This is a genomic window from Streptomyces smaragdinus (genome assembly GCF_009604385.1).
Lineage (GTDB): Bacteria > Actinomycetota > Actinomycetes > Streptomycetales > Streptomycetaceae > Streptomyces > Streptomyces smaragdinus.
Genome location: NZ_WEGJ01000001.1, coordinates 569,990 through 591,037, shown reverse-complemented (window position 1 = coordinate 591,037; position 21,048 = coordinate 569,990). Strand labels below are relative to the sequence as shown.

The 21,048-nt window shown below is 72.8% G+C and carries 18 protein-coding genes; 6 read left to right on the top strand and 12 right to left on the bottom strand.

Annotation, left to right across the window (positions count from 1 at the left end):
- The first annotated feature begins 68 nt into the window (after positions 1–68).
- Positions 69–1,820, top strand: coding sequence for an alpha/beta fold hydrolase (locus tag SRB5_RS36225; RefSeq protein WP_323376900.1), 1,752 nt, complete (start codon positions 69–71; stop codon positions 1,818–1,820).
- An 11-nt stretch (positions 1,821–1,831) separates the two neighbouring features.
- Here the strand turns inward: SRB5_RS36225 and SRB5_RS02830 are convergent, their stop codons facing one another.
- Positions 1,832–3,610, bottom strand: a complete 1,779-nt coding sequence (locus SRB5_RS02830) for a beta-N-acetylhexosaminidase (RefSeq protein WP_153449729.1) — start codon at positions 3,608–3,610, stop codon at positions 1,832–1,834.
- Positions 3,611–3,774: 164 nt separating this feature from the next.
- Here SRB5_RS02830 and SRB5_RS02825 point away from each other — a divergent pair, with 164 nt between their 5' ends.
- Positions 3,775–4,155, top strand: coding sequence for a nuclear transport factor 2 family protein (locus SRB5_RS02825; protein ID WP_153449728.1), 381 nt, complete (start codon positions 3,775–3,777; stop codon positions 4,153–4,155).
- Here SRB5_RS02825 and SRB5_RS02820 read toward each other — a convergent pair.
- A complete protein-coding gene (locus SRB5_RS02820; protein ID WP_153449727.1) occupies positions 4,152–4,931 on the bottom strand; it encodes a DeoR/GlpR family DNA-binding transcription regulator in 780 nt (259 codons plus the stop codon). The genes SRB5_RS02825 and SRB5_RS02820 overlap by 4 nt on opposite strands.
- Positions 4,932–5,132: 201 nt before the next feature.
- Here SRB5_RS02820 and SRB5_RS02815 point away from each other — a divergent pair, with 201 nt between their 5' ends.
- Positions 5,133–6,014 carry an SIS domain-containing protein gene (locus SRB5_RS02815; protein WP_153449726.1) on the top strand — a complete coding sequence of 294 codons (882 nt, stop codon included), beginning with the start codon at positions 5,133–5,135 and terminating at the stop codon, positions 6,012–6,014.
- 66 nt (positions 6,015–6,080) lie between these two features.
- Here SRB5_RS02815 and SRB5_RS02810 read toward each other — a convergent pair whose 3' ends face one another.
- The 7 genes from SRB5_RS02810 to ppgK all read right to left on the bottom strand — a co-directional run bounded on the left by SRB5_RS02810 (position 6,081) and on the right by ppgK (position 14,855).
- Positions 6,081–8,384, bottom strand: a complete 2,304-nt coding sequence (locus tag SRB5_RS02810; protein WP_323376897.1) for a glycosyl hydrolase family 18 protein — start codon at positions 8,382–8,384, stop codon at positions 6,081–6,083.
- Positions 8,385–8,647: 263 nt separating this feature from the next.
- Entirely contained in the window at positions 8,648–10,453 is a 1,806-nt protein-coding gene (gene ggt / locus SRB5_RS02805; RefSeq protein ID WP_153449725.1) for a gamma-glutamyltransferase, read from the bottom strand.
- 134 nt (positions 10,454–10,587) lie between these two features.
- A complete protein-coding gene (locus SRB5_RS02800) occupies positions 10,588–10,878 on the bottom strand; it encodes a hypothetical protein (RefSeq protein ID WP_153449724.1) in 291 nt (96 codons plus the stop codon).
- A gap of 3 nt (positions 10,879–10,881) precedes the next feature.
- Positions 10,882–11,241 carry a cupin domain-containing protein gene (locus SRB5_RS02795; RefSeq protein WP_153449723.1) on the bottom strand — a complete coding sequence of 120 codons (360 nt, stop codon included), beginning with the start codon at positions 11,239–11,241 and terminating at the stop codon, positions 10,882–10,884.
- Between the two features lie 165 nt (positions 11,242–11,406).
- The gene (locus SRB5_RS02790) at positions 11,407–13,443 is read right to left on the bottom strand and encodes an NAD(+) synthase (RefSeq protein WP_323376894.1); all 2,037 of its coding nucleotides are present in this window, start codon (positions 13,441–13,443) and stop codon (positions 11,407–11,409) included.
- Positions 13,444–13,521: 78 nt separating this feature from the next.
- Positions 13,522–14,010 carry a GNAT family N-acetyltransferase gene (locus SRB5_RS02785; RefSeq protein ID WP_153449722.1) on the bottom strand — a complete coding sequence of 163 codons (489 nt, stop codon included), beginning with the start codon at positions 14,008–14,010 and terminating at the stop codon, positions 13,522–13,524.
- A gap of 95 nt (positions 14,011–14,105) precedes the next feature.
- A complete protein-coding gene (ppgK, locus tag SRB5_RS02780) occupies positions 14,106–14,855 on the bottom strand; it encodes a polyphosphate--glucose phosphotransferase (protein ID WP_323376891.1) in 750 nt (249 codons plus the stop codon).
- Positions 14,856–14,933: 78 nt separating this feature from the next.
- Between ppgK and SRB5_RS02775 the strand changes: the two genes are divergently transcribed.
- Together SRB5_RS02775 and SRB5_RS02770 are read left to right on the top strand one after the other, a co-directional pair.
- Positions 14,934–15,239, top strand: a complete 306-nt coding sequence (locus SRB5_RS02775) for a GNAT family N-acetyltransferase (protein ID WP_153449721.1) — start codon at positions 14,934–14,936, stop codon at positions 15,237–15,239.
- Positions 15,240–15,336: 97 nt separating this feature from the next.
- Positions 15,337–16,335, top strand: coding sequence for a lysylphosphatidylglycerol synthase transmembrane domain-containing protein (locus SRB5_RS02770; protein WP_194292811.1), 999 nt, complete (start codon positions 15,337–15,339; stop codon positions 16,333–16,335).
- A 63-nt stretch (positions 16,336–16,398) separates the two neighbouring features.
- Here SRB5_RS02770 and SRB5_RS02765 read toward each other — a convergent pair whose 3' ends face one another.
- From SRB5_RS02765 to SRB5_RS02755, 3 genes are read right to left on the bottom strand one after another with little or no spacing between them, the layout of a single operon-like run.
- Positions 16,399–18,918 (bottom strand): VIT domain-containing protein, encoded by a 2,520-nt coding sequence (locus tag SRB5_RS02765; RefSeq protein WP_153449720.1) that lies wholly within the window; start codon positions 18,916–18,918, stop codon positions 16,399–16,401.
- Positions 18,915–19,586 carry a helix-turn-helix domain-containing protein gene (locus SRB5_RS02760; RefSeq protein WP_153449719.1) on the bottom strand — a complete coding sequence of 224 codons (672 nt, stop codon included), beginning with the start codon at positions 19,584–19,586 and terminating at the stop codon, positions 18,915–18,917. Before SRB5_RS02760 ends, SRB5_RS02765 begins: the two co-directional genes overlap by 4 nt.
- A 32-nt stretch (positions 19,587–19,618) precedes the next feature.
- Positions 19,619–19,933, bottom strand: a complete 315-nt coding sequence (locus SRB5_RS02755) for a YkvA family protein (RefSeq protein WP_153449718.1) — start codon at positions 19,931–19,933, stop codon at positions 19,619–19,621.
- Positions 19,934–20,219: 286 nt separating this feature from the next.
- Between SRB5_RS02755 and SRB5_RS02750 the strand changes: the two genes are divergently transcribed.
- On the top strand, positions 20,220–21,017 hold the full coding sequence (locus SRB5_RS02750) for an SGNH/GDSL hydrolase family protein (RefSeq protein WP_153449717.1): 798 nt from the start codon (positions 20,220–20,222) through the stop codon (positions 21,015–21,017).
- The last annotated feature ends 31 nt before the right edge of the window (positions 21,018–21,048 follow it).

The following is a 21,048-nucleotide window of genomic DNA, read 5'->3' as shown; positions in this document are numbered from 1 at the left end:
AGGCGCCCCCTTGTGTCACCGAGCAGCGTCTACGCTGCCGGAAGAGGCGCGGCGGCGGAAGGAGTCCGGTGAAACGGTTCGTGGTGGAGGCGGACGGGGAACGGCTGAGCGGGGTGGAGACCGGCTCCGGCGGCACGGCCGCGGTGCTGATGCACGGGGCGGGGCAGAGCAGCAAGGACCGGTTCACCGGGCTGCTGCGCGATCTCGCGGAACGCGGCGTGCACGCCCTCGCGTTCGACTTCTCCGGCCACGGCGACAGCTCCGGCGAACTCTCCCGGCTCAGCCTCGAACGCCGCTTCGCACAGGCGCGGTCCGTGATCGACGAACGGATCGCCGGCGACGCCGGGCTGGTGCTCGTCGGCTTCAGCATGAGCGGGCAGACCGTCGCCGACCTCACCGCCCACTACGGCCCCCGGGTCCGCTCCATCGGCCTCGGCGCGCCCGCCGTGTACGCCCGCCGGGCCTGGCCGCTGCGCTTCGGCGACGGCTTCACCGGCGTCATCCGCACCCCGGACAGCTGGCGCGACTCGGCCGCCCTGGACGCCTACCGGGACTTCGCGGGCCGCGCGGTGCTGGCCGTACCGGCGGCGGACGCGGTGATCCCGCCGGCGGTGACGGAGGAGGTGGCGCGGGCGCTGGGGGAGCGGTCGCGGTTCACGCGGCTGGTGTACGAGGACGCCACCCATCATCTGGGGCAGTGGTACCGCGACAACCCCGGCCTGCGCCGCGCGTTCGCCGCCGCCCTGCTGACGGGGCACGGGTCGGCCGCCGTGCCCCGGCGCTTCGGCGCGGACGAGGCGGCGGCGTATTACCGCGCCCACCCGGCGCCGCTGATGACGGCCACCAGGATCGTGCACGACGAGCAGGGGCGGGTGCTGGTGCTGACGCCCGCGTACAAGGACCACCTCGAGCTCCCCGGCGGGCTCATGGAGGCAGCCGAGACGCCTCAGCGGACCCTGGCCCGCGAGCTGGCGGAGGAGCTGGACCTGACGGTCCCGGTCGGCCGGCTCCTCGCGGTGGACGCGCGGCCCGACGACGGGCGCGGGCGGGCCCTGGTGGCGCATCTGCACGACGTCGGCCCGCTCACGGCCGCGCAGGCGGCGGCGATCCGGTTCGCCGACGGCGAGATCCTGGACGCCGGCTGGTACGAACCCGCCGACGCCGTACGGCTGCTGCCGCCCCCGCTGGCCGCCCGGCTGCGCGCCGCGCTCGCCGCCCGCGCGGCGGGGTCCGTCGCGCATCTGGTCGGCGGGGTGGTGCAGCCCGGGTCCGCCGCCGCGCAGGACCCCGTGGTCCGGGCGGGGCGGGAGCTGCGGGGGGAGCTGGACTACGCGTCGTACCTCGCCGGGCGGCCGAAGGTCTTCGCGGGGGCCTGCGTGCTGTGCACGGACGGCGACGGCCGGGTGCTGCTCGTCCGGCCCGCGTACACCGACGACGGACGCTGGCAGCTCCCCGGCGGCGGCGTCGAGGCCGACACCGGGGAGCACCCGCGGCAGGCCGCCGCGCGGGAGGCCGCGGAGGAGCTGGGCCTGGAGCTCACCCCCGGCGCGCTGCTCGCCGTCGACTGGCGGCGGGCGGACGGGATGCCGGACACCGTGATCCACGTGTACGACGGCGGCGTCCTGGACGCCGCGCGGCTGGCGGCGATCCGGCTGGACCCCCTGGAACTCACCGGCTGGCGGCTGGCGACCCCGGAGGAGGCCCGCACCCTGGTCCGGCCCACCCTGCACGCCCGCCTGACGGCGATCCTCACCGCCCGGCGGGAGGGCGGGGCGGGGGCGCTGGAGCTGGTGGACGGGAAGCCGCCGGAGGGGGCCTGACGCCCGCCGGCTCAGCTCTCCCCGTACTCCGCCGCCGTGGCCGCCAGCGACTTGAGCCCCGCCTCGATCCCGCCCGGGCGGCTGCGCTCCAGCCACGCCGCCCGGTGCAGCCCGGTCGCCTCCGCCAGATCCGCCGCCAGCGCACCGGCGTCCGGCGCCGCGCCGCCCGCCTCCCGCAGCAGCCGCCACGCCCCGTGCCGTACCAGCCGCGCGGCGGCGGTCAGCTCCCGGCGGACCACGGCGCCGTCCGCGCACCCGGGGGTGGCGGCGGCGATGTCCGCCAGCACCGCGTCCAGGTCCGCGAGCAGCTCCGTCAGCCGTCCGGCGTCCGGCTCGCCGCCCTGCAGATACGACGCCGGGACCACCGCCGCCGCCAGCGGGCTGGCGTTGAACGCCTGGCGCCCGGTGCGCCGCCAGGCGTGGCCCAGGGTGTCGAGCGCGGCGCTCAGCCGGCCGGAGGCGTCGTCGAACACGTACCGGTTGAGGACCGGGCCCAGCTCGAGGTCCCGGTTGGCGTCCGTGGCCCAGCCGACCGCGGCGCCGTACACCAGCGGCGGGAAGCTCACGGACGGCGGCTGCAGATGCCCGTTGTCGCCCCAGTCGGTGATCAGATAGCCGCCGGCGCCCGCCGACCGGCCGGCCTCGGCGGCGTCCAGCAGATTGGCGCGGGCGTTGTCGAGCCGGCCGGTGAGGGAGTTCCAGGTGGAGGTGCCGGGGGCGACCCAGAACGGGTAGCCCGCCTCGGCGAACGGCTTGGCGACCTCCGCGAACCCGGGTGCCAGCCGGTCGGCGCTGTTGCCTGCGCCCGCGAGCCGGTCGTGCACCGACTGCGGCCACGGGCCCCACGTCGCGCGGATGTCGGGCGACTCGTACTCCCAGGCCACGGCCGTCGCCCCGGCCGGCAGCCCGGCGACCAGCTCCGGGTGGTGGGAGATGATGTCGCCCCAGAACTGCGGCTCGTAGCCCTTCTCCAGCAGCGGCACCAGCAGCCGGCGCAGCTGGTCCGCGTACACCTGACCCTTGCCGCGCTTCTCGGCGTCCGGAGCGCTGACGCCGCGCCCCAGCTCCCACGTCTCGTCGCAGCCGATGTTCACCCGGCGGCTCGTGACATGCCCCAGCAGCTCCTCGACCAGGCCGAGGGCGAAGTCCGCGTTGTCCTGGGTGGGCGCGAGGGTGGAGGGGCCGCGGTGCCGGCCGAAGAGCTCGAAGCCCTCGGGGAGCTCGGCGCGCTCCAGATACGGCTCGTGGGCCAGCCAGCGCTCCATGTGCCCGAAGGTGTTCTGGTTCGCCACCAGTTCCACCCCGGCGTCCGCGCACAGCCCGTCGAGCCACCGCATGTCGTCGGCGGTCAGCGGGGAGACGTCCCGCCACACCGTCTCGTGGCCCTCGTACGCGAAGGTGTGCTCGGTGTAGAGCTGCAGCTGGTTGATCCGCAGCAGCCCGAGCAGCCCCACGATCCGCTCGAGCGTCGCCCGGGTCGGCACCCGGCCCCGGCTGATGTCCAGCATGTAGCCGCGTACGGGGAAGTCCGGCCAGTCCCGCACCCGCAGCGCCGGCCAGGTGCCCTCGGACTGCTGCCGCACCTGGGCCAGCAGCGCCCGTCCGTACCGCAGCCCGGCGTCGTCGGCGTGCCGCAGCTCCGCGCCGCGGTCACTGATCTCGATCTCGAAGCCCTGCGCGGGCAGGGTGCCGACGCGGGTCTCGCGGACGGGGGCGGACAGCGGCAGGGTGCTGTCGCCGGGGAAGTCGATCTGCTGGGGACGGGGGACAAGGGCCAGGTCGGTACGCATGACATCGGACGTTACCCGGGTTGTCTAGACCTCACCAGAGCCGGGTCCCCGGGCCGCGTGTACTCCCGCGGTTGTAGCCGGATGAACTCCTTACGGCCGATGCGGCAACGCGGGCGACGGGCCAGGCTGATGCGCTGGGACGGAAAGACGCAGGGAGGCGGCGTATGGACGGGCAGATCACGGAGTTCGCCCGGCGGTGGGCGGCGGCGGAGCTGGCCGGTGACGTGGGCGCGCTGGAGGAGCTGCTCACCGAGGACTTCCGGGCGGTGGGGCCGCGCGGGTTCGTCCTCGACAAGGAGGGCTGGCTGCGGCGGTACCGGGAGGACCTGCTGCTGCACGACCTGTTCGAATGGCGGCAGATCGAGGTGCGGCGGTACGGGAGCACGGCGATCGTCATCGGGGTGCAGAGCCAGCAGTCGACGTACAACGGGACGGACGCCGACGGGCACTTCCGGATGACGCAGTTCCTCACCCGCGTCGACGGCCGCGGCTGGCGGCTCGCCGGGGCCCATCTGAGCCCGATCAGCGAACTGTCGGCCGTCTAGACGGCGACGACCGTGACGCCGGCGTCCTCGAAGCGGGCCGTGGTCTCCGGGTCGATGCCCGTGTCGGTGACGAGGGTGTCGACCTGGCCGGCCGCGCAGATGTCGGCGAACGCGCGCTTGCCGAGCTTCGAGGAGTCCGCCGCGACCACGACCCGCGCCGCCCGCTCGCACAGCAGCCGGTTGATCGCCGCCTCGGCCTCGTCCTGCGCGGCGGCGCCGTGCACGACGTCGAACGCGACGACGCCGAGGACCGCGACGTCCATCGTGATCTGGCTGAGGACGCCGTCGGCGAGCGGGCCGATCAGCTCGTACGACTGCGGCCGGGCCACCCCGCCGGTCACCACGATCTTGAACTGGGGCCGCACCGCGAGCTCGTTGGCGATGTTCAGGGCGTTGGTGACCACGGTCAGCGCCGGACTGCCCTGCGCCAGCTCCGGCCTGGTCGCCAGCGCCCGGGCGACCTCGGTGGTCGTCGTGCCGCCGGTGAGGCCCACGGCCTCGCCCGGGGTGATCAGCTCCGCCACCGCCCGGGCGATGCGCTGCTTCTCCGTCGCCCGGCGGGCCGTCTTGTAGCGCAGGGGCAGCTCGTACGACACGCCGTGCACCACGGCGCCGCCCCGCGTGCGGACCAGCATCTGCTGCTCCGCGAGCTGGTCGAAGTCGCGGCGGATCGTGGCGGCGGAGACGCCGAGGGCCTTGGCGGCCTCCTCCACGTCCAGGCGGCCCTGCTCGACGAGCAGTTCCAGCAGGGCCTTCCAGCGGGCGTCGCGGGACATGTGTGGGGCGCTCCGTTCTCTCCGGTCAGCGCACACTACTGCCATTTTTCGGGGGGCGGCCTCCGAACCCCCCGGCCGGACAAGCGGGAGGTCGGCCCTCGAGCCGGGCATCCTGCTCTACCCGGAATCCATGTGCTTGAAACTGCGCGAAACCTCACTGTAGATTGCATAAAACTGCAGTTTCAAAACGAGGGGACCCACATGACCTACGTAGCGGACGAGCTGGCGAGCCAACCGGAGTGCTGGACGCGCGCCGCCTCCCTGGCCGGGACCGCGGCCGGACTGCCCGCCCCCGGTGAGCGCACGGCCGTCGTCGGATGCGGGACGTCGTTCTTCATGGCCCAGGCGTACGCCGCCCTGCGCGAGGGCGCCGGACAGGGGGAGACCGACGCGTTCGCCGCCTCCGAGTTCCCCGCCGGGCGGCGCTACGACCGGGTGCTCGCCCTGACCCGCTCCGGCACCACGACCGAGGTGCTGCGGCTGCTCGAGGACCTGCACGGACGTACACCCACGACCGCGATCACCGCGGACCCCGACACCCCGGTGATGTCCTCGGCCGACGATGTCGTCGTCCTCGACTTCGCCGACGAACGCTCCGTCGTGCAGACCCGGTTCGCCACCACCGCCCTGACCCTGCTGCGGGCGAGCCTGGGACTGCACACCGACGCCGTCGTGGCGGACGGCCGCACCGCGCTGGCCGAGCCGCTGCCCGACGGGCTCGTGGAGTGCGGCCAGTTCACCTTCCTGGGCCGCGGCTGGACCGTCGGCCTGGCGAACGAGGCCGCGCTGAAGATGCGCGAGGCCTCCCTGTCGTGGACCGAGTCCTACCCGGCCATGGAGTACCGCCACGGCCCCATCAGCATCTCCACCGCCGGCACCGCCACCATGATGTTCGGCGAGGCGCCCGAGGGCCTCGCCGAACAGGTCGCGGCCACCGGCGCGCTCTGGGTGGCCGGCGGCCTCGACCCCCTGGCGGAGCTCGTACGGGCCCAGCGCCTGGCCCTCGCGGTCGCCGACGCCCGCGGCCTGGACCCCGACACGCCCCGTCATCTCACCCGCTCGGTGATCCTCACCCAGCCCTGAGCACGTGGAAGGACCCGTCTCCCGCATGCCAAAGGCACGCGGGAGACGGGTCCGGTCAGTGGGCGGTCAGCTGGTCAGGCCCTGGTCGATGGCCGTCATCAGCGTGCCGTTCGAGGTGTCGCCGGACATCTCCCAGATGAAGACGCCCAGCAGCCCCTGCTGGCGCAGCCACGCCGTCTTGCGCTGGATCGACCACGCGTCGTCGAACGACCAGAACTGGCCGCCCGGTCCCGTGTAGCCGTACGTCGAGACGGACTGCTCGTCGTGGTACACCGTCATGCCCGGCACCATCGCGAGCATGTTGGAGTACCCCCGGACCCCGGCCTCTTCGGCGAACTGCCCGGGTGCCGCCCCGTTCGCGGCCTGCCACTCGCCGTGCACGCCGCCGTCGGTGACCCCCTGCCAGCCGCGTCCGTAGAACGGCAGGCCGATGGTCAGCTTGCGCGGGTTGACGCCCGCGTCGAGATACGGCTTCACCGCGTTCTCGATGCTGAAGTGGAAGCTGTACGGGTCCTGCGTGTCCGTGTACAGGTTCGACTGGAGCCCGGTGCGGTTCGGCTCCCACGAGTTGTCGCTGCCCGAGCCGTGGAAGTCGTAGCCCTGGACCATGGCGTAGTCCATCGACGTGAAGATCTGGTCCAGCGCCCAGCCCTGGCCGATCTTCACCGGGTCGGCCGGGGTGAAGGCCGTGAGCAGCTTGTGCGTGCCGCCCAGCTCGTCGAGCTGCTTGCGGAACTCGGCGATCAGCGCGGCGTTGTTGGCCTTGTCCTGCGCGCTGTAGTGGTTGCCCGGGTGCCCGTCGGGCGAGCCCGGCCACTCCCAGTCGATGTCGATGCCGTCGAACACACCGGCGCCGGTGCCCTCGCCGCCGGCACCGTTGTACGCCGGCAGATTGCCCTTGATCCAGATGTCGATGCAGGAGCGGACGAACTTCTCCCGCGACGCCTGGGTGGCGGCCGCGTCGGAGAAGAACTTCGAGTACGTCCAGCCGCCGAGCGACACCACGACCTTCAGGTTCGGGTGCTTGGCCTTGAGCTTCTTGATCTGGTTGAAGTTGCCGCGCAGCTTCTCCCACCCGGTGTCGCCCACGCCGTCGACGGACTGCGACGCGGCGAACGGCCGGGCGTAGTCGGCGTCCGCGTCACCGGCGCCGGTGCCCTGGTCGGGGTCCTGCGGGTTGGTCGACACGCCCCGGGTGACGCCGGCCTGGCAGGTCAGATTGGTCGGGTCGATGTTCTCGAACGCGTAGTTGATCACGTCGAGCTTGGCCGCCGCGCCCGAGGTGTCGAGGTTCTTGATGAAGTACTGGCGGCCGTAGATGCCCCACTGGGCGAAGTACCCGACGCGCAGATGCCGCCCCGCCGACAGGTCGTCGGTGGTGACGGTCAGCGCGTTCGACGCGGCGGAGGCGTTGTCGGCCGCGTCCCGGGCCCTGACCGTGAAGGTGTACGCGGTGACGGGCGACAGCCCGCTCACCGTGAGTGTACGGGTCGCGGCGTCCACCGTCCGGTAGAGGGCCGAGCCCTTGTAGACGTCGTACGCCACCACCCCGACGTTGTCCGACGCCGCGTCCCAGGCCAGGGTCACGGAGGTGGACGTCTTGGCGGTGGAGCGCAGATTGCCCGGCGCGCCCGGCGGGGTGGGGTCGGTGGAGGGGTCGTACGTGGACACCGTGAACGGCGGGCTCTCGGGTCCCCGATTGCCGTGGGAGTCCACGGCGCGGACGGTGAAGGTGTAGGACGTGGCCGGGGTCAGCCCCTCCACCAGGGCGGACGTCGAGGTGCTGGACGCGACGACGGTGCTCGCGCGCAGCACCTCGTACGAGGTGACCGGATAGTCCCCGCCCGTCGCGGGCGTCCAGTCGAGCATGATCGAGCGGGCGGCCACCGAGGTGGCGCGCGGGGTGCCGGGCGCGGACGGCGGCGTGTCGGCGCTGCCGTCGCACTTGTCGCCGTTCAGGGTGCAGCCGGTCGGGGTGGCGATCGGCCCGTTGGCGACGAACCAGTACGAGTACGGCTCGGTGGTGCGGCCGGCGGCGACCGTGCCGTTGTAGAAGGCGTTGCGGACGGTCAGGTGCCGGCCGTTGGTGGTCACCTCACCGTTGTAGTTGCCGGTGATGGTGATCCCGGCGGGCAGGTCGAACTCGAGTGTCCAGCCGTTGATGGCGGTGGTGCCGCCGTTGTTGATGACGAAGGTGCCCTTCCACCAGCTGCCGTTGTCCTGCGTGCTGAAGGTGGCGGTGACACCGGGGGCGGCCTGGGCCTGGGGGGCCAGGGCCGTGAGGAGGCCGAGGGGAAGAAGGAGGGCGGCCAGGAGGGACAGCAGGCGTGTGCGGGCTGCGTGGTTGGGTCGGACGGGAGGTCTTTTCACTGGTGCTCCCTGACGCGATGGGGGGTGATGGGAGGTGCGTCGGGGATCGTGTCCGTGCGGCGGTGCCGTAACTGGGGTCACTCGCACCGTAATTGGTACGTACCAAGTCGTCAATGCTTGACGCCGTGATTGGTCTACGCCACTGTTAAGTCATGCCCAGGACAACTCCTGCTGTTAGGGGAGCCGTCGGGGCGTTCGCTGTTGTGGGGATCGTGTTTCTGGGGTGGCGGCGCAGACGGTGGCCCGTCTGCGCCGCCGTGGGGTCAACGCGTGTGTACGACGGCCGCCGAGCCGCCGCCCCGGCGGACGGGCTCGGCCGCTGCCAGCCAGCGTCCGTCCGGCAGGCGTTCGATGCCGGTCGCGGCGCCGATCTCCGGGGTCGCGCCGAAGCCGTGACCCAGCGCCTCCAGCGCACCCTGTTCGGGGGCGAAGCCGGGCTCGGCCTGGGTGAGCGCCGTGTTGCGCTGGCTCGCGCGCGGCGCCGCGATGGCCTCCGGCAGGGACATGCCCCGGTCGAGGCGGCCGGTGAGGATCTGCAGCACCGTCGTGATGATCGTCGCGCCGCCCGGGGAGCCGGCGGCCAGCAGCGGACGGCCGTGGTCGAGGACGATCGTCGGCGACATCGAGGACCGCGGCCGCTTGCCGGGGCCGGGCAGGTTCGGGTCGGGCACGCCCGCGGCCAGGGGGACGAAGTTGAAGTCCGTCAGCTCGTTGTTGAGCAGGAACCCGCGTCCCGGCACCGTCATGCCGCTGCCGCCGGTCTGCTCGATGGTGAGCGTGTACGACACGACGTTGCCCCACTTGTCGGCGACCGTCAGATGCGTCGTACTGGGCCCCTCGTGCCCCTCCGGGACCGCCGTGCCCGCCGCCTCGCACCCGTCGGACGGCCGCCGCGTCGGGTCGCCCGGGGCCAGCGGGCTGGTGAGCGCCCGGTCGTCGGAGATCAGGCAGGCGCGGGAGTCGGCGTACGCCTGGGACAGCAGACCCTGCGTCGGGACGTCCTCGAACCGGGGGTCACCCACCCAGCGGTTGCGGTCCGCGAACCCGATGCGTGACGCCTCCAGGTACCGGTGCAGATAGGCGGTCTGCGACGCGTCGGACAGGTCCGTGCCCTCGAGGATGTTCAGCGCCTCGCCGACGGTCGTCCCGCCGGACGACGACGGGGCCATCCCGTACACGTCCAGCCCGCGGTAGCCGACCCGCGTCGGCTTCTGCAGCCGCACCGAGTACGACCCGAGGTCCTCGGCGGCCAGCCTGCCGGGGCGCGCCACCCGGGTGGACGCCGGGTCGAGCGGCGGGTGCTGGACGGTGGACACGATGTCTGCGCCGATGTCGCCGTCGTACAGCGCCCGTACGCCCTCGCGGCCCAGCTCGCGGTACGTGGCCGCCAGATCGGGGTTCCGCAGCGTGCTCCCCACGACCGGCGGCGCGCCGCCCGGGAGGAACAGCTCGCGGGTGGCGGGGAAGTCCCGGAAGCGGGCCTCGTTGGCGGCGGTCTGGTCGGCGAACGTCTGGTCCACCGTGAACCCGCCGTCGGCCAGCTTCTCCGCCGGCTTCAGCACCGTGCCCAGCGACCGGCTGCCCCACTGGCGCAGCGCCCGGTCCCAGGTGGCCGACGTGCCGGGCGTACCCACGGACAGTCCGCTGGTCACGGCGTCGGCGAAGGGCAGCGGGGCGCCGTTCTCCAGGAACAGGCCCGCGTCGGCGGAGAGCGGCGCCGTCTCCCGGCCGTCGATGGTGTGCACCTGACGCGTCCGGGCGTCGTAGTACACGAAGTAGCCGCCGCCCCCGACCCCCGCCGAGTACGGCTCGGTGACGCCCAGCGCGGCGGCCGTGGCCACCGCGGCGTCCACGGCGTTGCCGCCGCGGCGCAGGATCTCGATGCCCGCGGCGGTGGCGTCGGCGTCGACGCTGGCTACGGCCCCGCCGTGGCCGATCGCGACCGGTGACTTGGGCGGCGGGGCGGCCGCATGGGCCTGCGGCGGGGCGGTGACGGCGGACGCGGCCAGCGCGGCGGCGGCGACGACCGGTGCGATCGTTCGGGCTCTGACCGTTAAGGCGAACGGCATGGGCGCCTCCCTCTCGGATGATCCGGGCGACCGATCCTCGCAGGGTTGCGCCCGTGACCCAAGAGCACCGGCGCCATCGGACGAAAGCGTCCCCTCCGCCCCGGCGGGGGCGGAGGGGACGCGGGAGAGGGGCGTCAGAATTCGCCGACGACGTCCAGGTCGACGAAGCGCGGTTCGCCGGTGCACAGGTCGCGCAACTGCTGGGCGGTGCGCTGTGTCTCCGGCAGATTGCTGTTCGTCATCGCCTGCTCGTACGAGGGAAATTCCACGATGTCCACGTAATGCCGCGAATCCTCGCGGTCGCGGCCGTGCGACTCACGGGTCACCGTGCGCTTACCCTCCGTCTTCTTCAGCCATTCGTCGAAAACGGCGTTCACCTCTTCGGGGCGATCGGTTTCGTATTCAATGATCTGTACGAAGGTCATTGCTCAGCCTCCCTTCGCGTATCCGGCGGCCATGGGACCGGCGAAGTCGTGCACGATGACCTGGTCGTCGCCGACGACCCACGCATCGTGCCCGGGCGGGCACACGAACACGTCACCGGGGCCCACCTCGCCTTCTTCTCCGCTGTCCATGCGGATGTGCATCCGTCCCTGGACCATGTATCCGTTGTGGTGGACCAGGCAGCTGTCGGTCCCGGCGATGGGCTTGACGGATTCGGACCAGCGCCAGCCCGGTTCGAAGGTGGCGACAGCGAAGTCCAGACCACTCATATGCAGGGCTTCGATGTGGCCACGAGGAAAGTCCCGACGCTCGTCCGCCTTGTCGGTTGTTTTGATTTCCAGCATGACTCACACTCCCAATCAGGAGACGTATTCATTGTCATCCCGATGGCGTAACGTGTAAACGCGAGCCGGACTCACGCCTCCCCGAGCGCCTCCCCGAGACCGACGGTCACCCGCAGCCCGGTCCCGCCGTCCGGCCTGGATTGGCGCCGGGGCGCGCCGCCCGTCTCAGGCGCTCTCGTCCACCCGGGCGAGGTCGCGCAGCCACGCCGCCGCCGTACCGTCCGACGGCGCCCGCCAGTCGCCGCGCGGCGACAGCGAGCCGCCCGCCGACACCTTCGGCCCGTTCGGCATCGCCGAGCGCTTGAACTGCGCGAACGCGAAGAACCGGCGGCAGAACGTCTCCAGCCACCGCCGGATCTCCGGCAGCTCGTACGCCGTGCGCTTCGCCTCGGGGAACCCGGGCGGCCAGGCGCCGCCGTCCCGGTCGTGCCAGGCGTGCCACGCCAGGAACGCGATCTTCGACGGGCGGAAGCCGTACCGCAGCACGTGGAAGAGGGTGAAGTCGTGCAGCGCGTACGGGCCGATCTTCGACTCGGTGGACTGCAGTTCCTCGCCCGGGACGAGCTCCGGGCTGATCTCCGTGTCGAGGATCGCGGTCAGGGTCTCACCGGTCTCCTCGTCGAACTGGCCGCTGCTGACCACCCAGCGGATCAGATGCTGGACGAGGGTCTTGGGTACCCCGGAGTTGACGTTGTAGTGGCTCATCTGGTCGCCCACACCGTACGTGCACCAGCCGAGTGCCAGCTCCGACAGATCGCCGGTGCCCAGCACGATGCCGCCGCGCTGGTTGGCGAACCGGAAGAGGTAGTCGGTGCGCAGCCCCGCCTGCACGTTCTCGAACGTGACGTCGTACACCGGCTCGCCGGCCGAGAACGGGTGGCCCATCTCCTTCAGCATCAGCCGCGCGGTGGGCGTGATGTCGAGTTCGGCGGCGGTGACGCCGAGCGAGGCCATCAGCTTGTGGGCGTTGCCCTTGGTGTGGTCGCTGGTCGCGAAGCCCGGCAGGGTGAACGCCAGGATGTCGCTGCGCGGCCGGCCCGCGCGGTCCATCGCCCGCGCCGCGACGATCAGCGCGTGCGTGGAGTCCAGCCCGCCCGACACCCCGATGACGACCTTGGGCCCGCCGATCGCCGCCAGCCGCTGCTGCAGTCCGGCGACCTGGATGTGGTACGCCTCGTAGCAGTCCTGCGCCAGGCGCTCGGGGTCGGCCGGTACGAAGGGGAAGCGCTCCACCCGGCGCTTCAGGCCCAGGTCGGTGACCGGCGGGTCGAGGTCGAACGGGATCCGGCGGAAGGTGCCGGCGCGGGCGGCGTGGGTGCGGCGGTTGTCGTCGAACGTGCCCATCCGGGCGCGTTCCTGGCGCAGCAGGTCCAGGTCGATGTCGGCCACCGCGTACCGGTCGTCCTGCGGGAAGCGTTCGGTCTCGGCGAGCAGCGCGCCGTTCTCGTAGATCATCGTCTGGCCGTCCCACGACAGGTCCGTGGTCGACTCGCCCTGCCCGGCCGCCGCGTATACGTAGGCGCCCAGACAGCGCTGCGACGCCGAGCGGCACAGCAGCTCGCGGTCCTCCGCCCGGCCCACGGTGATCGGGCTGCCCGACAGGTTGAGCAGCACCGTCGCACCGGCCAGGGCCGCCTCGGCGCTCGGCGGCACCGGCACCCACATGTCCTCGCAGATCTCCGCGTGCAGCACCAGCCCGGGCACGTCGCGGGCGGCGAACAGCAGATCCACGCCGAACGGCACGTCCGTACCGGCGACGCGGATCGTGCCGCCGCGCTCGTCGTGGCCCGAGGCGAGCTGGCGGGCCTCGTAGAACTCGCGGTAGTTCGGCGGGTACGACTTCGGCACCACGCCCAGGATCCGGCCCCGGTGCACGAGCACCGCGCAGTTGTAGACCCGGTTGCGGTGGCGCAGCGGGGCGCCGACGACGAGGACCGTCAGCAGGTCGGCGGACGCCCGGGTGATCGTGGTGAGGGCTTCCTCCACCTGGTCCAGCACGACGTCCTGGAGCAGGAGGTCCTCGATCGAGTACCCGGTGAGGCACAGCTCCGGGAAGACGGCGACGGCGACACCGTCGTCCGCGCAGCGCCGCGCCTGGGTCAGGACGGCGTCGGCGGCCGTGAGCGGATCGGCGATGGCGGCGTGGCCGGTGCACGCGGCGACCCGCGCGAAACCGTGCTGATAGATCGACCAGAAGTTCACCGGCTCATTATGCCGAGGCGGGCCGGGGCGCCCGGCGGCGGCACACCTGCTGGGCGGCCCTCGGGACGGGTATTCGGTCTACAGCGGGAGTTTCCTGACGTACCTGCGGCACGGCACGGTGACCGGGCCCTCGGCGCTCGCCGCCCGGTAGTCGAAGGGGCCCTCGTCGTACCAGCCGTTGCGCTCGTAGAACGTGCGGGCGCGGACATTGCCGGCGACCACCGCCAGCCAGGCGCGTTTGTGGCCGTGGGCGGCGACGATGCTCTCCGCCTCCGCCAGCAGGACGGCCGCGATTCCGCTGCCCCGCTGCTCCCGGGCGACGTACATCTGCTCGACCTCGTCGGCCACGACCATCACGAAACCGGCGAGCCGGCCGCCGACCACCGCGACGACCGTGTCCGCCAGCCGTTCGGCGGCACGGACGTCGAAGGACTCCGCGGTGCGGACCGCCAGCAGCTCATCGGGCACGTTGCCGAGGTGCCCGTCGGCCCAGCCGGTCCGCCAGATGTCCGCCACCACGGGCACGTCGTCGGGACGGCCCGGGCGCAGCTCGATCGGTTCTGCCATCGCACAAATGTATCGGTCTACGCCTGATCGGGCGCCGCGTTTGCCGGGGGCATGTGCGCCCAACTTGCCGGGTGCGTACGGGAGTTGGGCGATCCTCAGGTGTGGCGTGAGGCCGCGGCCATCGCCGCGCCGACGATGCCCGCGTTGTTCTGCAGGGCCGCCGGGACGATCTCCGCCCGGATGTCGTGGATGTCGTCCAGGAACTTCTCCGCCTTGCGGCTCACCCCGCCGCCGATGATGAACAGCTCGGGGGAGAACAGCATCTCCACATGGGCCAGATACTTCTGCACCCGGTGCGCCCAGTCCTTCCAGCTGAGGTCGGCGTCCTCACGGGCCTTCGCCGACGCGTGGCTCTCCGCGTCGCGCCCGTGCAGCTCCAGATGCCCCAGCTCGGTGTTGGGCACCAGTTGTCCGTCGGTGAACAGGGCGCTGCCGATGCCGGTGCCGAAGGTCAGCATCATCACGACGCCGCCGCGGCCGCGCCCGGCACCGAAGGCCATTTCGGCGATCCCCGCCGCGTCCGCGTCGTTGAGCACGGTGACGGGGCACTGGAGCCGTTCACCGAGGAGCTGCTCGGCGTTCACGCCGATCCAGCTCTTGTGGACGTTCGCGGCGGTGCGGATCGTGCCGTGCGTGACGACGCCGGGGAACGTCACGCCCACCGGGCCGCCCGGTCCGCCGAAGTGGTCGGTCACCTCCCTGACCTTGTCGATCACGGCTGTGGCCGTGGACGGATGGGGCGTCAGTACCTTGTGGCGTTCGTCGGCGAGATCGCCCCGGTCGAGGTCGACCGGGGCGCCCTTGATGCCCGAGCCGCCGATGTCCACTCCGAAGATGGTGTTCACACGCCCGACCCTAACCGCCTCCGGGCGCCCGGGGGCGGGGGCACGGTGACCTTGATCGCCGGGACGTATTCTGGCGGCATGGAGACGCGAGTAATCGATAATACGGACAAGTCCCGATACGAGATCTTCGAGGGCGAGGAGCTGGCGGGCTTCGCCGACTACCGCCGCACGCCGGCGCAGATCGCCTTCACCCACACGGAGATCGGCGAGGCGTTCGGGGGCCGCGGTCTGGCGGGCAAGCTGGCCCGCACCGCGCTGGACGCCGCCCGCGCGGACAACCTGTCGGTGCTGCCGTACTGCCCGTTCTTCCGGGGCTGGATCGCCAAGCACCCCGACTATCTGGACCTGGTGCCGGAGGACAAGCGGAGCAAGTTCGACCTGTAGGTTCCCCCTATTGGTCGCGTTCCTGACACCGGAAAGTCCTGCGGAGCGGGCATACCTCTTGAGGGGGTCCCGCACCGGCCAGGAAGGACAGCGCCGTATGGCACTTGCCACGCCGTCGACGGAACACCGCGACGAACACCCGGTCACCGGACAGGGCTCCGCGAAACGGCCGGTGCTGCGTCGGCTGATCTTCCTCGTCCCACTCCTCCTCATCGCGGGCTGGGCGGTCGCCAACCGGTCGCTCCTGGTCGACGGCTGCCGTGAACTGGTCGCCGCCGACCGGGGCTGGCTGGCCGCGGCGGTCGTCCTGATGGTGGGCTGCTGGGTGCCCGTGTGCGTGGCGCGGCAGGGCGCGACCCTGGAACCGCTGCCGTTCGGGCGGCTGTTCGCGACCCAGGTGGCCGCCGGCACCGCCAACCATGTGCTGCCGGCGGGCCTCGGCGCCCACGCCGTGACCCTGCGCTTCCTCACCCGGCGCGGGATCCCGCCGGCCCGGGCGGCGGCGTCGCTGGCGCTGTACTCGCTGGTGGAACCGGCGGCGCGGGTGCTGTTGCTGCTGGCGCTGATCGCGGTGTACCCGGAGTCCCTGCGGCCGGCCGGTCTGCTGCCGGACGGGGGCGTCCTGGCCCTGACGCTGGGCGCGGTGGTGGTCGTCGCCGGGCTGGTGGCCGCGGTGGTGTTCGCCGTGCCCGCGGTACGCCGGGGGGTGGGCGGCTTTCTGCGGATCGCGCTGACGGACGCGCGGGCGGTGCACTCCCGCCCGCCGCGGCTGCTGGCGCTGTGGGGCGGGGCGTTCGCGTTCCCCGCGGCGCAGGCGACGGTGCTGATGGCGGTGGCCACGGCGATGGATGTCCCGGTGGCGTCGATGGACGTGGCGATCGCCTACCTCGCCGCGAGCGTCGTGGCCGGCGGCATCCCGACCCCGGGCGGCATCGGCTCGGTGGAGGCCGCGCTGACCCTGGCCCTGGCGGCGGCGGGCTGCCCCCTCGCGCTGGCCACGGGCACGGTCCTGGGCTTCCGCATGATCACCCTGTGGCTCCCCCTCATCCCGGGCGCGCTGCTCCTGGGGATGCTGATCCGCCGCAAGATCCTCTGACGCCGGCCCCCGGCCCCCGGCCCCCGGCCCCCGGGTCCCGTGACCCGGAGGCCGAGGCGTCCGTCAGCCCCGCTTCCAGAAGGGACGACCGGCGGTCTCGTCGGCGGGGGTGGCCGCCGGCGGTGTGGGGCCGCCGTCCGTCGTGAGGGCCGTCAGCAGGGTGATCGTGCGCTTCCACAGGCCCGGCAGATCCGCCTCCGGGCGCTCCGCGTCCCTCAACTCGCCGGCCAGCACCGCCAGGTCGGTGTAGCGGTGGCCGTCGGCTATCCGCGCGCCGGGGGCCAGGAGCGCGGAGAGGCGGGTGCCGAGGTCGGCCAGGGCCTGGCGCCGCTCGGCGGAGGACGAGGTCTCGGCAGCCCTCAGCCGGGCCAGCTCCCGCGTCAGCAGCGCGCGCAGGTCGAGGCCGGCGGGCCGGTCGGGGGCCACGGATCCGAGCCCGCCCGACAGCCGGCGCCGGTGGCCACCGGGGCCGGCGCCGATCCCCGGACCGCTCGTCGGCGCGGGCCCGCCGGGGGCCGGCGCCGCGTAGTGACCCGGCGCCGGCGGCACCGCGGCGGAGGGCGCCGGCGGCGGCACCGAGCCCGGAGGCACCGGGGCCCCGCCGGGCGGGGGCGGGACGGCGCCGTACGTCCCCGTCCTCGGCATCATGCCCGTCCGGGGGGCGGCCATCGCCCGTCGCGGCCTCGCCGACGGGGGCGTCGCCGGACCCCACCCGCTCGGCATCTCCACCGGCTGCGTCACCCGGTGCCGCTCCCCGCCCTCGGTCACCACCCGGGTGTCGACGGCGACGAACGCGGTGAACCGGCACAACACCCCGAACCGCAGCGACGTCTCGAGGATCTCCTTCTCCAGGGCGAGCTCCCCGATGACATACCGGTCCTCCAGCGTCCGCAGCCGCGCCCGGGCCCACGTCGACCGAACAGCCGCACCCGTGCCCTCCGTACCGCTCACCCGGCGCACCATCGGCCGTCCGTCGCCCGTGAGCCCCCGAAGCGTCACCGCCGGAGCTCCCGACGTCCGCCGATAACGCCCCTGGACCCGCAGCGGAACGCCCGGGAAGAACGAACCGAGTTCGGTCACCGTCCGGAGCTCCAGCCCCTCCGCGTCCAGGGACAGTCCCGTGGCCAGCGGGGCCCCGATGCGCCGGTGGATGTGCTCCATCGCCTCGTCGAGCCGGTCCTCGGACTCCACCAGTTCGCACCGCCCGGCCCCGAGCGCCGCGAGCCGGCCCAGGAAACCGGCGTTGACCGCCCGGTCGATGCCCACCGTGTGCACCCGCACCCCGGCCATCAACGCCCCGGTCTGCTCGAGTATCTGGTCCTCGTGTCCCACCTGGCCGTCGGTCACCAGCACCAGCACCTGCTCCCGGGCGGCCTCTTCGGTCCGCGCCGTCCCGGCGGACAGCAGTCCCAGGGCCTGCCGCAGCGGCTGCAGCATCTCCGTGCCGCCGCGCGCCTCCAGCCCTGCCAGATGCTCCACCGCCCGGAAGCGGTTGCGGTCGGTCGCCTCCGCCAGTCCCGACGGGAGCGTCTCCGGCCGCTCCACCAGATGGTCGAAGGAGACCACCGCGAAGCGGTCGTGCACGGTGAGGGTGTCGACGATGCGCGCCGCCGCCCGGCGTGCCGCGACCATCTTCCAGCCGCCCATGCTGCCCGAACGGTCCAGCACCAGCACCACGTCACGCGCCCGCCGCACCGACTCCTCGGCCCCCGGCACCACGGTCAGGGCGAAGGTCCCCGAGCCGTCCCCGGCCGGCCCCTCGTCGGGGACCAGCACCAGCGCGTCGGACGCCGCGAAGTCCAGCCGCAGAATGAAGTCCCGGTCCAGCCGCTCCCCGGGGCGCAGGACTGTCCGCGCCGCGCCCGGACCCGTCCGCTCCAGGTCCGTCACCTCGTGCAGGCTCGACCGGATCCCCCGCAGCTCCAGCCCGGCCGGATCCAGCTCCACCTCCAGCGACAGCCGCACCGGGTCGGGGAACCCGGGAAGCAGCACCGGGGGAGTGATCCGCGAGGCGTCCGGCACCGCGTCCGTGTCCGGCGCCGTGCCGCTGCCCGCCGGGTCGACCGCCAGCGGAGCACCGGGGACATAGCGCGGCGCCACCACCAGCGGGAACCGGAACTCCGCCGCCCCGTCCTCGTACGCCAGGGGCTGGTCCAGCGTCAGCCGGACGCGGACCCGCTCGCCCGGCACGATGTTCCCCACCCGGATCGTGAAGACGTCCGGGCGCTCCTCCTCGGCGATCGCCGCCCGCCGGCCCTCGGCGACGGCCGTGTCGTAGTCGGCGCGGGCCTGACCGCGCTCCTTCAACTGCCCCTCGATCACCCGGTCGTCGGCCTCCATCCGGAAGGCCGTGACCGCCGCCCGGGGCGGGAGGGGGAAGATGTACGTCGCCTCGAGGGGCAGGTCATAGGCGTTGCGGAACCCCTGCGTGATCTCGACGCCCGCCGTCAGCCCGGTGATCCGGGCCCGGACGCCGAGGCTCTCCAGCGGCAGGTTGCCCCGGTCCGTGCACAGGGCCCCCAGACCGGCGTCGGGCAGCGGGGCGCCCTCTCCGGGCGCCAGGGGAGTGATCGAAAGGGTCATCGTGGGCTCCTTCCCGAGTCCGTGCGGGCCGGTCCCGGTGTGGTGTCGGTGGCTGCCGGCGGCAGCAGTCCGCGGCGGCCCAGAGCCGCCAGCAGGGGGCCCGCCGCCTCGGTGAGCGCGGCGAGGTCGTCGGCGGAGGGCCGGCCAGGGGCCGTCTCCGCGAGCAGCAGGGTCACGCCCGGGGCCAGTTGCACCGCGGGGTGGACGGTGGGCGTGAACGCCCATTCCACGGGCCCGTCGGAAGAGTCGGTGTCGGGCCGGACCACGGCGGCGTCGGCCCGGCCCTCGGCCGCCCAGAAGCGGCCCCGAGGCGCGGGCGACGACCCGGGAGCCTCGGGCTCCGGCGTGTCGTCACCGGACGGCCCGGCCACCGACCGCAGTCGCGCGTCCGTCGCCCCGGCCAGCATCGTCTGGATCTCGGCGATGGAACGCCCCCGCGCCTGCAGCCGCTTGACGGCCACGAGCTGGAGGAGATGGCGCCGTCCGTACAGCGCCACCCGGCCCCGCCTGGTCAGCGGTGGATCCACCAGGCCGATCGTCGCGTACCAGCGGATCAGCCGTTCGTTCGGCACCTCGCGGACCCGGCCGCCGGCCGAGGCGGACCCGGCGCGCAGCTCCCGCGCCGCCCGCTGTGCCAACTCCCCGATGGTCCACGTCGTCTCGCTCATACTGCAATAGTGACAGTGTCGATCTGACAGTGTCAACGACCTGTGGACGATCCATCGGACTCGCCCTGCTCGCCCCGGAGTTCCCGGGCCCGTCCGCGCAGGTTGTGCAGGGCGAGCAGCACCGCCCCCAGGTCGTCCAGGTACACGGGGTCGGGGAGGAGGTCCACCGGCCAGAAGAAGTAGCAGACGGCCGCGTAGAACCACAGCTTCGCCCCGCCGGGCACGCCGGCGTCCCGCAGCTCGCGCCAGACCCGGAACAGCCGTGCCAGCGCCACGATCCCGAGGACGAGGAAGAGGGCGGCGACCGCCGCCAGGACGACGACCGCGGTGGTCGTGAAGTCGTTCATGACGAGCCTTTTCGGTGGCCGGCGGCCCACGACCGGGCCCCCTCCACGCTAAGCGCGCTCCCCGCGCGAACGGCGCCCCGCCGGTAGTGCGCGTGTCGCGGCGGCGCGCACCGTCATGTGCCGCCGAACAGCCGCGCCACGTGCAAAAAGGGTGCTCTCCGGCATACCGGCGCACCGTCGTCCGATGGCCCAAAAACTTTGTCGTCGCAGTCACTTGATGTTGGCATGGACACGCGTAGACTCCGTTGTTACCTGTGAGTTAACGCACACTAACCGAAGGGGTTCCATGAGAACGTCCCGCTCCGTCTCAGCCCTGCTGGGACTCCTGCTCGCCGCCACGGCGGTCCTGTTCGGCACCTCCGAGGCGCACGCCGCGGGCGGCAACTACGTCGCGCTCGGCGACTCGTACTCCTCCGGCACGGGTGCCGGCTCGTACGACTCGGCCAGCCCCAGCTGCAAGCGCAGCTCGAAGTCCTACCCGGTGCTGTGGAAGAACGCCAACGCCCCGGCGACCTTCAACTTCACCGCCTGTTCGGGTGCCATCACCACCGACGTCATCAACAACCAGCTCGGCCCGGTGAACTCCTCCACCACGCTGGTCTCGATCAGCATCGGCGGCAACGACGCGGGCTTCGCGGACGCGATGACGACCTGCATCCTGCAGGGCACCAGCGGATGCGTCACGCGGATCAACACCGCCAAGACCTACATCGCGAACACCCTCCCCGCGCGGCTCGACGCGGTCTACAACGCCATCCGCGCCAAGGCCCCCTCGGCGAAGGTCGTCGTCATGGGCTACCCGCGCTTCTACCAGCTCAACGGCTCCTGCATCGTGGGCCTCAGCGAGACCTCCCGCGCCGCCATCAACAGTGCCTCGGACGCGCTGAGCAACGTCATCAGCGCGCGTGCCGCGGCGCACGGCTTCACCTACGGCGACGTGCGCGGGACGTTCACCGGTCACGAGATCTGCTCCGGCAGCTCGTGGCTGCACAGCCTCGAGATCTTCAACATCGGTGAGTCGTACCACCCCACCGCCGCGGGCTACTCCGGCGGCTACTACCCGGTGCTCGAGTCCAAGGCCTGACCGGCCGTGCCGTGGCCGGGCGATCCCCGCG

Bases quoted from the DNA above. Each gene is read 5' to 3' on its own strand.
- SRB5_RS02830 (WP_153449729.1), bottom strand. From the start codon at position 3,610: ATGCGTACCGACCTGGCCCTTGTCCCCCGTCCCCAGCAGATCGACTTC.
- SRB5_RS02825 (WP_153449728.1), top strand. From the start codon at position 3,775: ATGGACGGGCAGATCACGGAGTTCGCCCGGCGGTGGGCGGCGGCGGAG.
- SRB5_RS02820 (WP_153449727.1), bottom strand. From the start codon at position 4,931: ATGTCCCGCGACGCCCGCTGGAAGGCCCTGCTGGAACTGCTCGTCGAG.
- SRB5_RS02815 (WP_153449726.1), top strand. From the start codon at position 5,133: ATGACCTACGTAGCGGACGAGCTGGCGAGCCAACCGGAGTGCTGGACG.
- ggt (WP_153449725.1), bottom strand. From the start codon at position 10,453: ATGCCGTTCGCCTTAACGGTCAGAGCCCGAACGATCGCACCGGTCGTC.
- SRB5_RS02800 (WP_153449724.1), bottom strand. From the start codon at position 10,878: ATGACCTTCGTACAGATCATTGAATACGAAACCGATCGCCCCGAAGAG.
- SRB5_RS02795 (WP_153449723.1), bottom strand. From the start codon at position 11,241: ATGCTGGAAATCAAAACAACCGACAAGGCGGACGAGCGTCGGGACTTT.
- SRB5_RS02785 (WP_153449722.1), bottom strand. From the start codon at position 14,010: ATGGCAGAACCGATCGAGCTGCGCCCGGGCCGTCCCGACGACGTGCCC.
- SRB5_RS02775 (WP_153449721.1), top strand. From the start codon at position 14,934: ATGGAGACGCGAGTAATCGATAATACGGACAAGTCCCGATACGAGATC.
- SRB5_RS02770 (WP_194292811.1), top strand. From the start codon at position 15,337: ATGGCACTTGCCACGCCGTCGACGGAACACCGCGACGAACACCCGGTC.
- SRB5_RS02765 (WP_153449720.1), bottom strand. From the start codon at position 18,918: ATGACCCTTTCGATCACTCCCCTGGCGCCCGGAGAGGGCGCCCCGCTG.
- SRB5_RS02760 (WP_153449719.1), bottom strand. From the start codon at position 19,586: ATGAGCGAGACGACGTGGACCATCGGGGAGTTGGCACAGCGGGCGGCG.
- SRB5_RS02755 (WP_153449718.1), bottom strand. From the start codon at position 19,933: ATGAACGACTTCACGACCACCGCGGTCGTCGTCCTGGCGGCGGTCGCC.
- SRB5_RS02750 (WP_153449717.1), top strand. From the start codon at position 20,220: ATGAGAACGTCCCGCTCCGTCTCAGCCCTGCTGGGACTCCTGCTCGCC.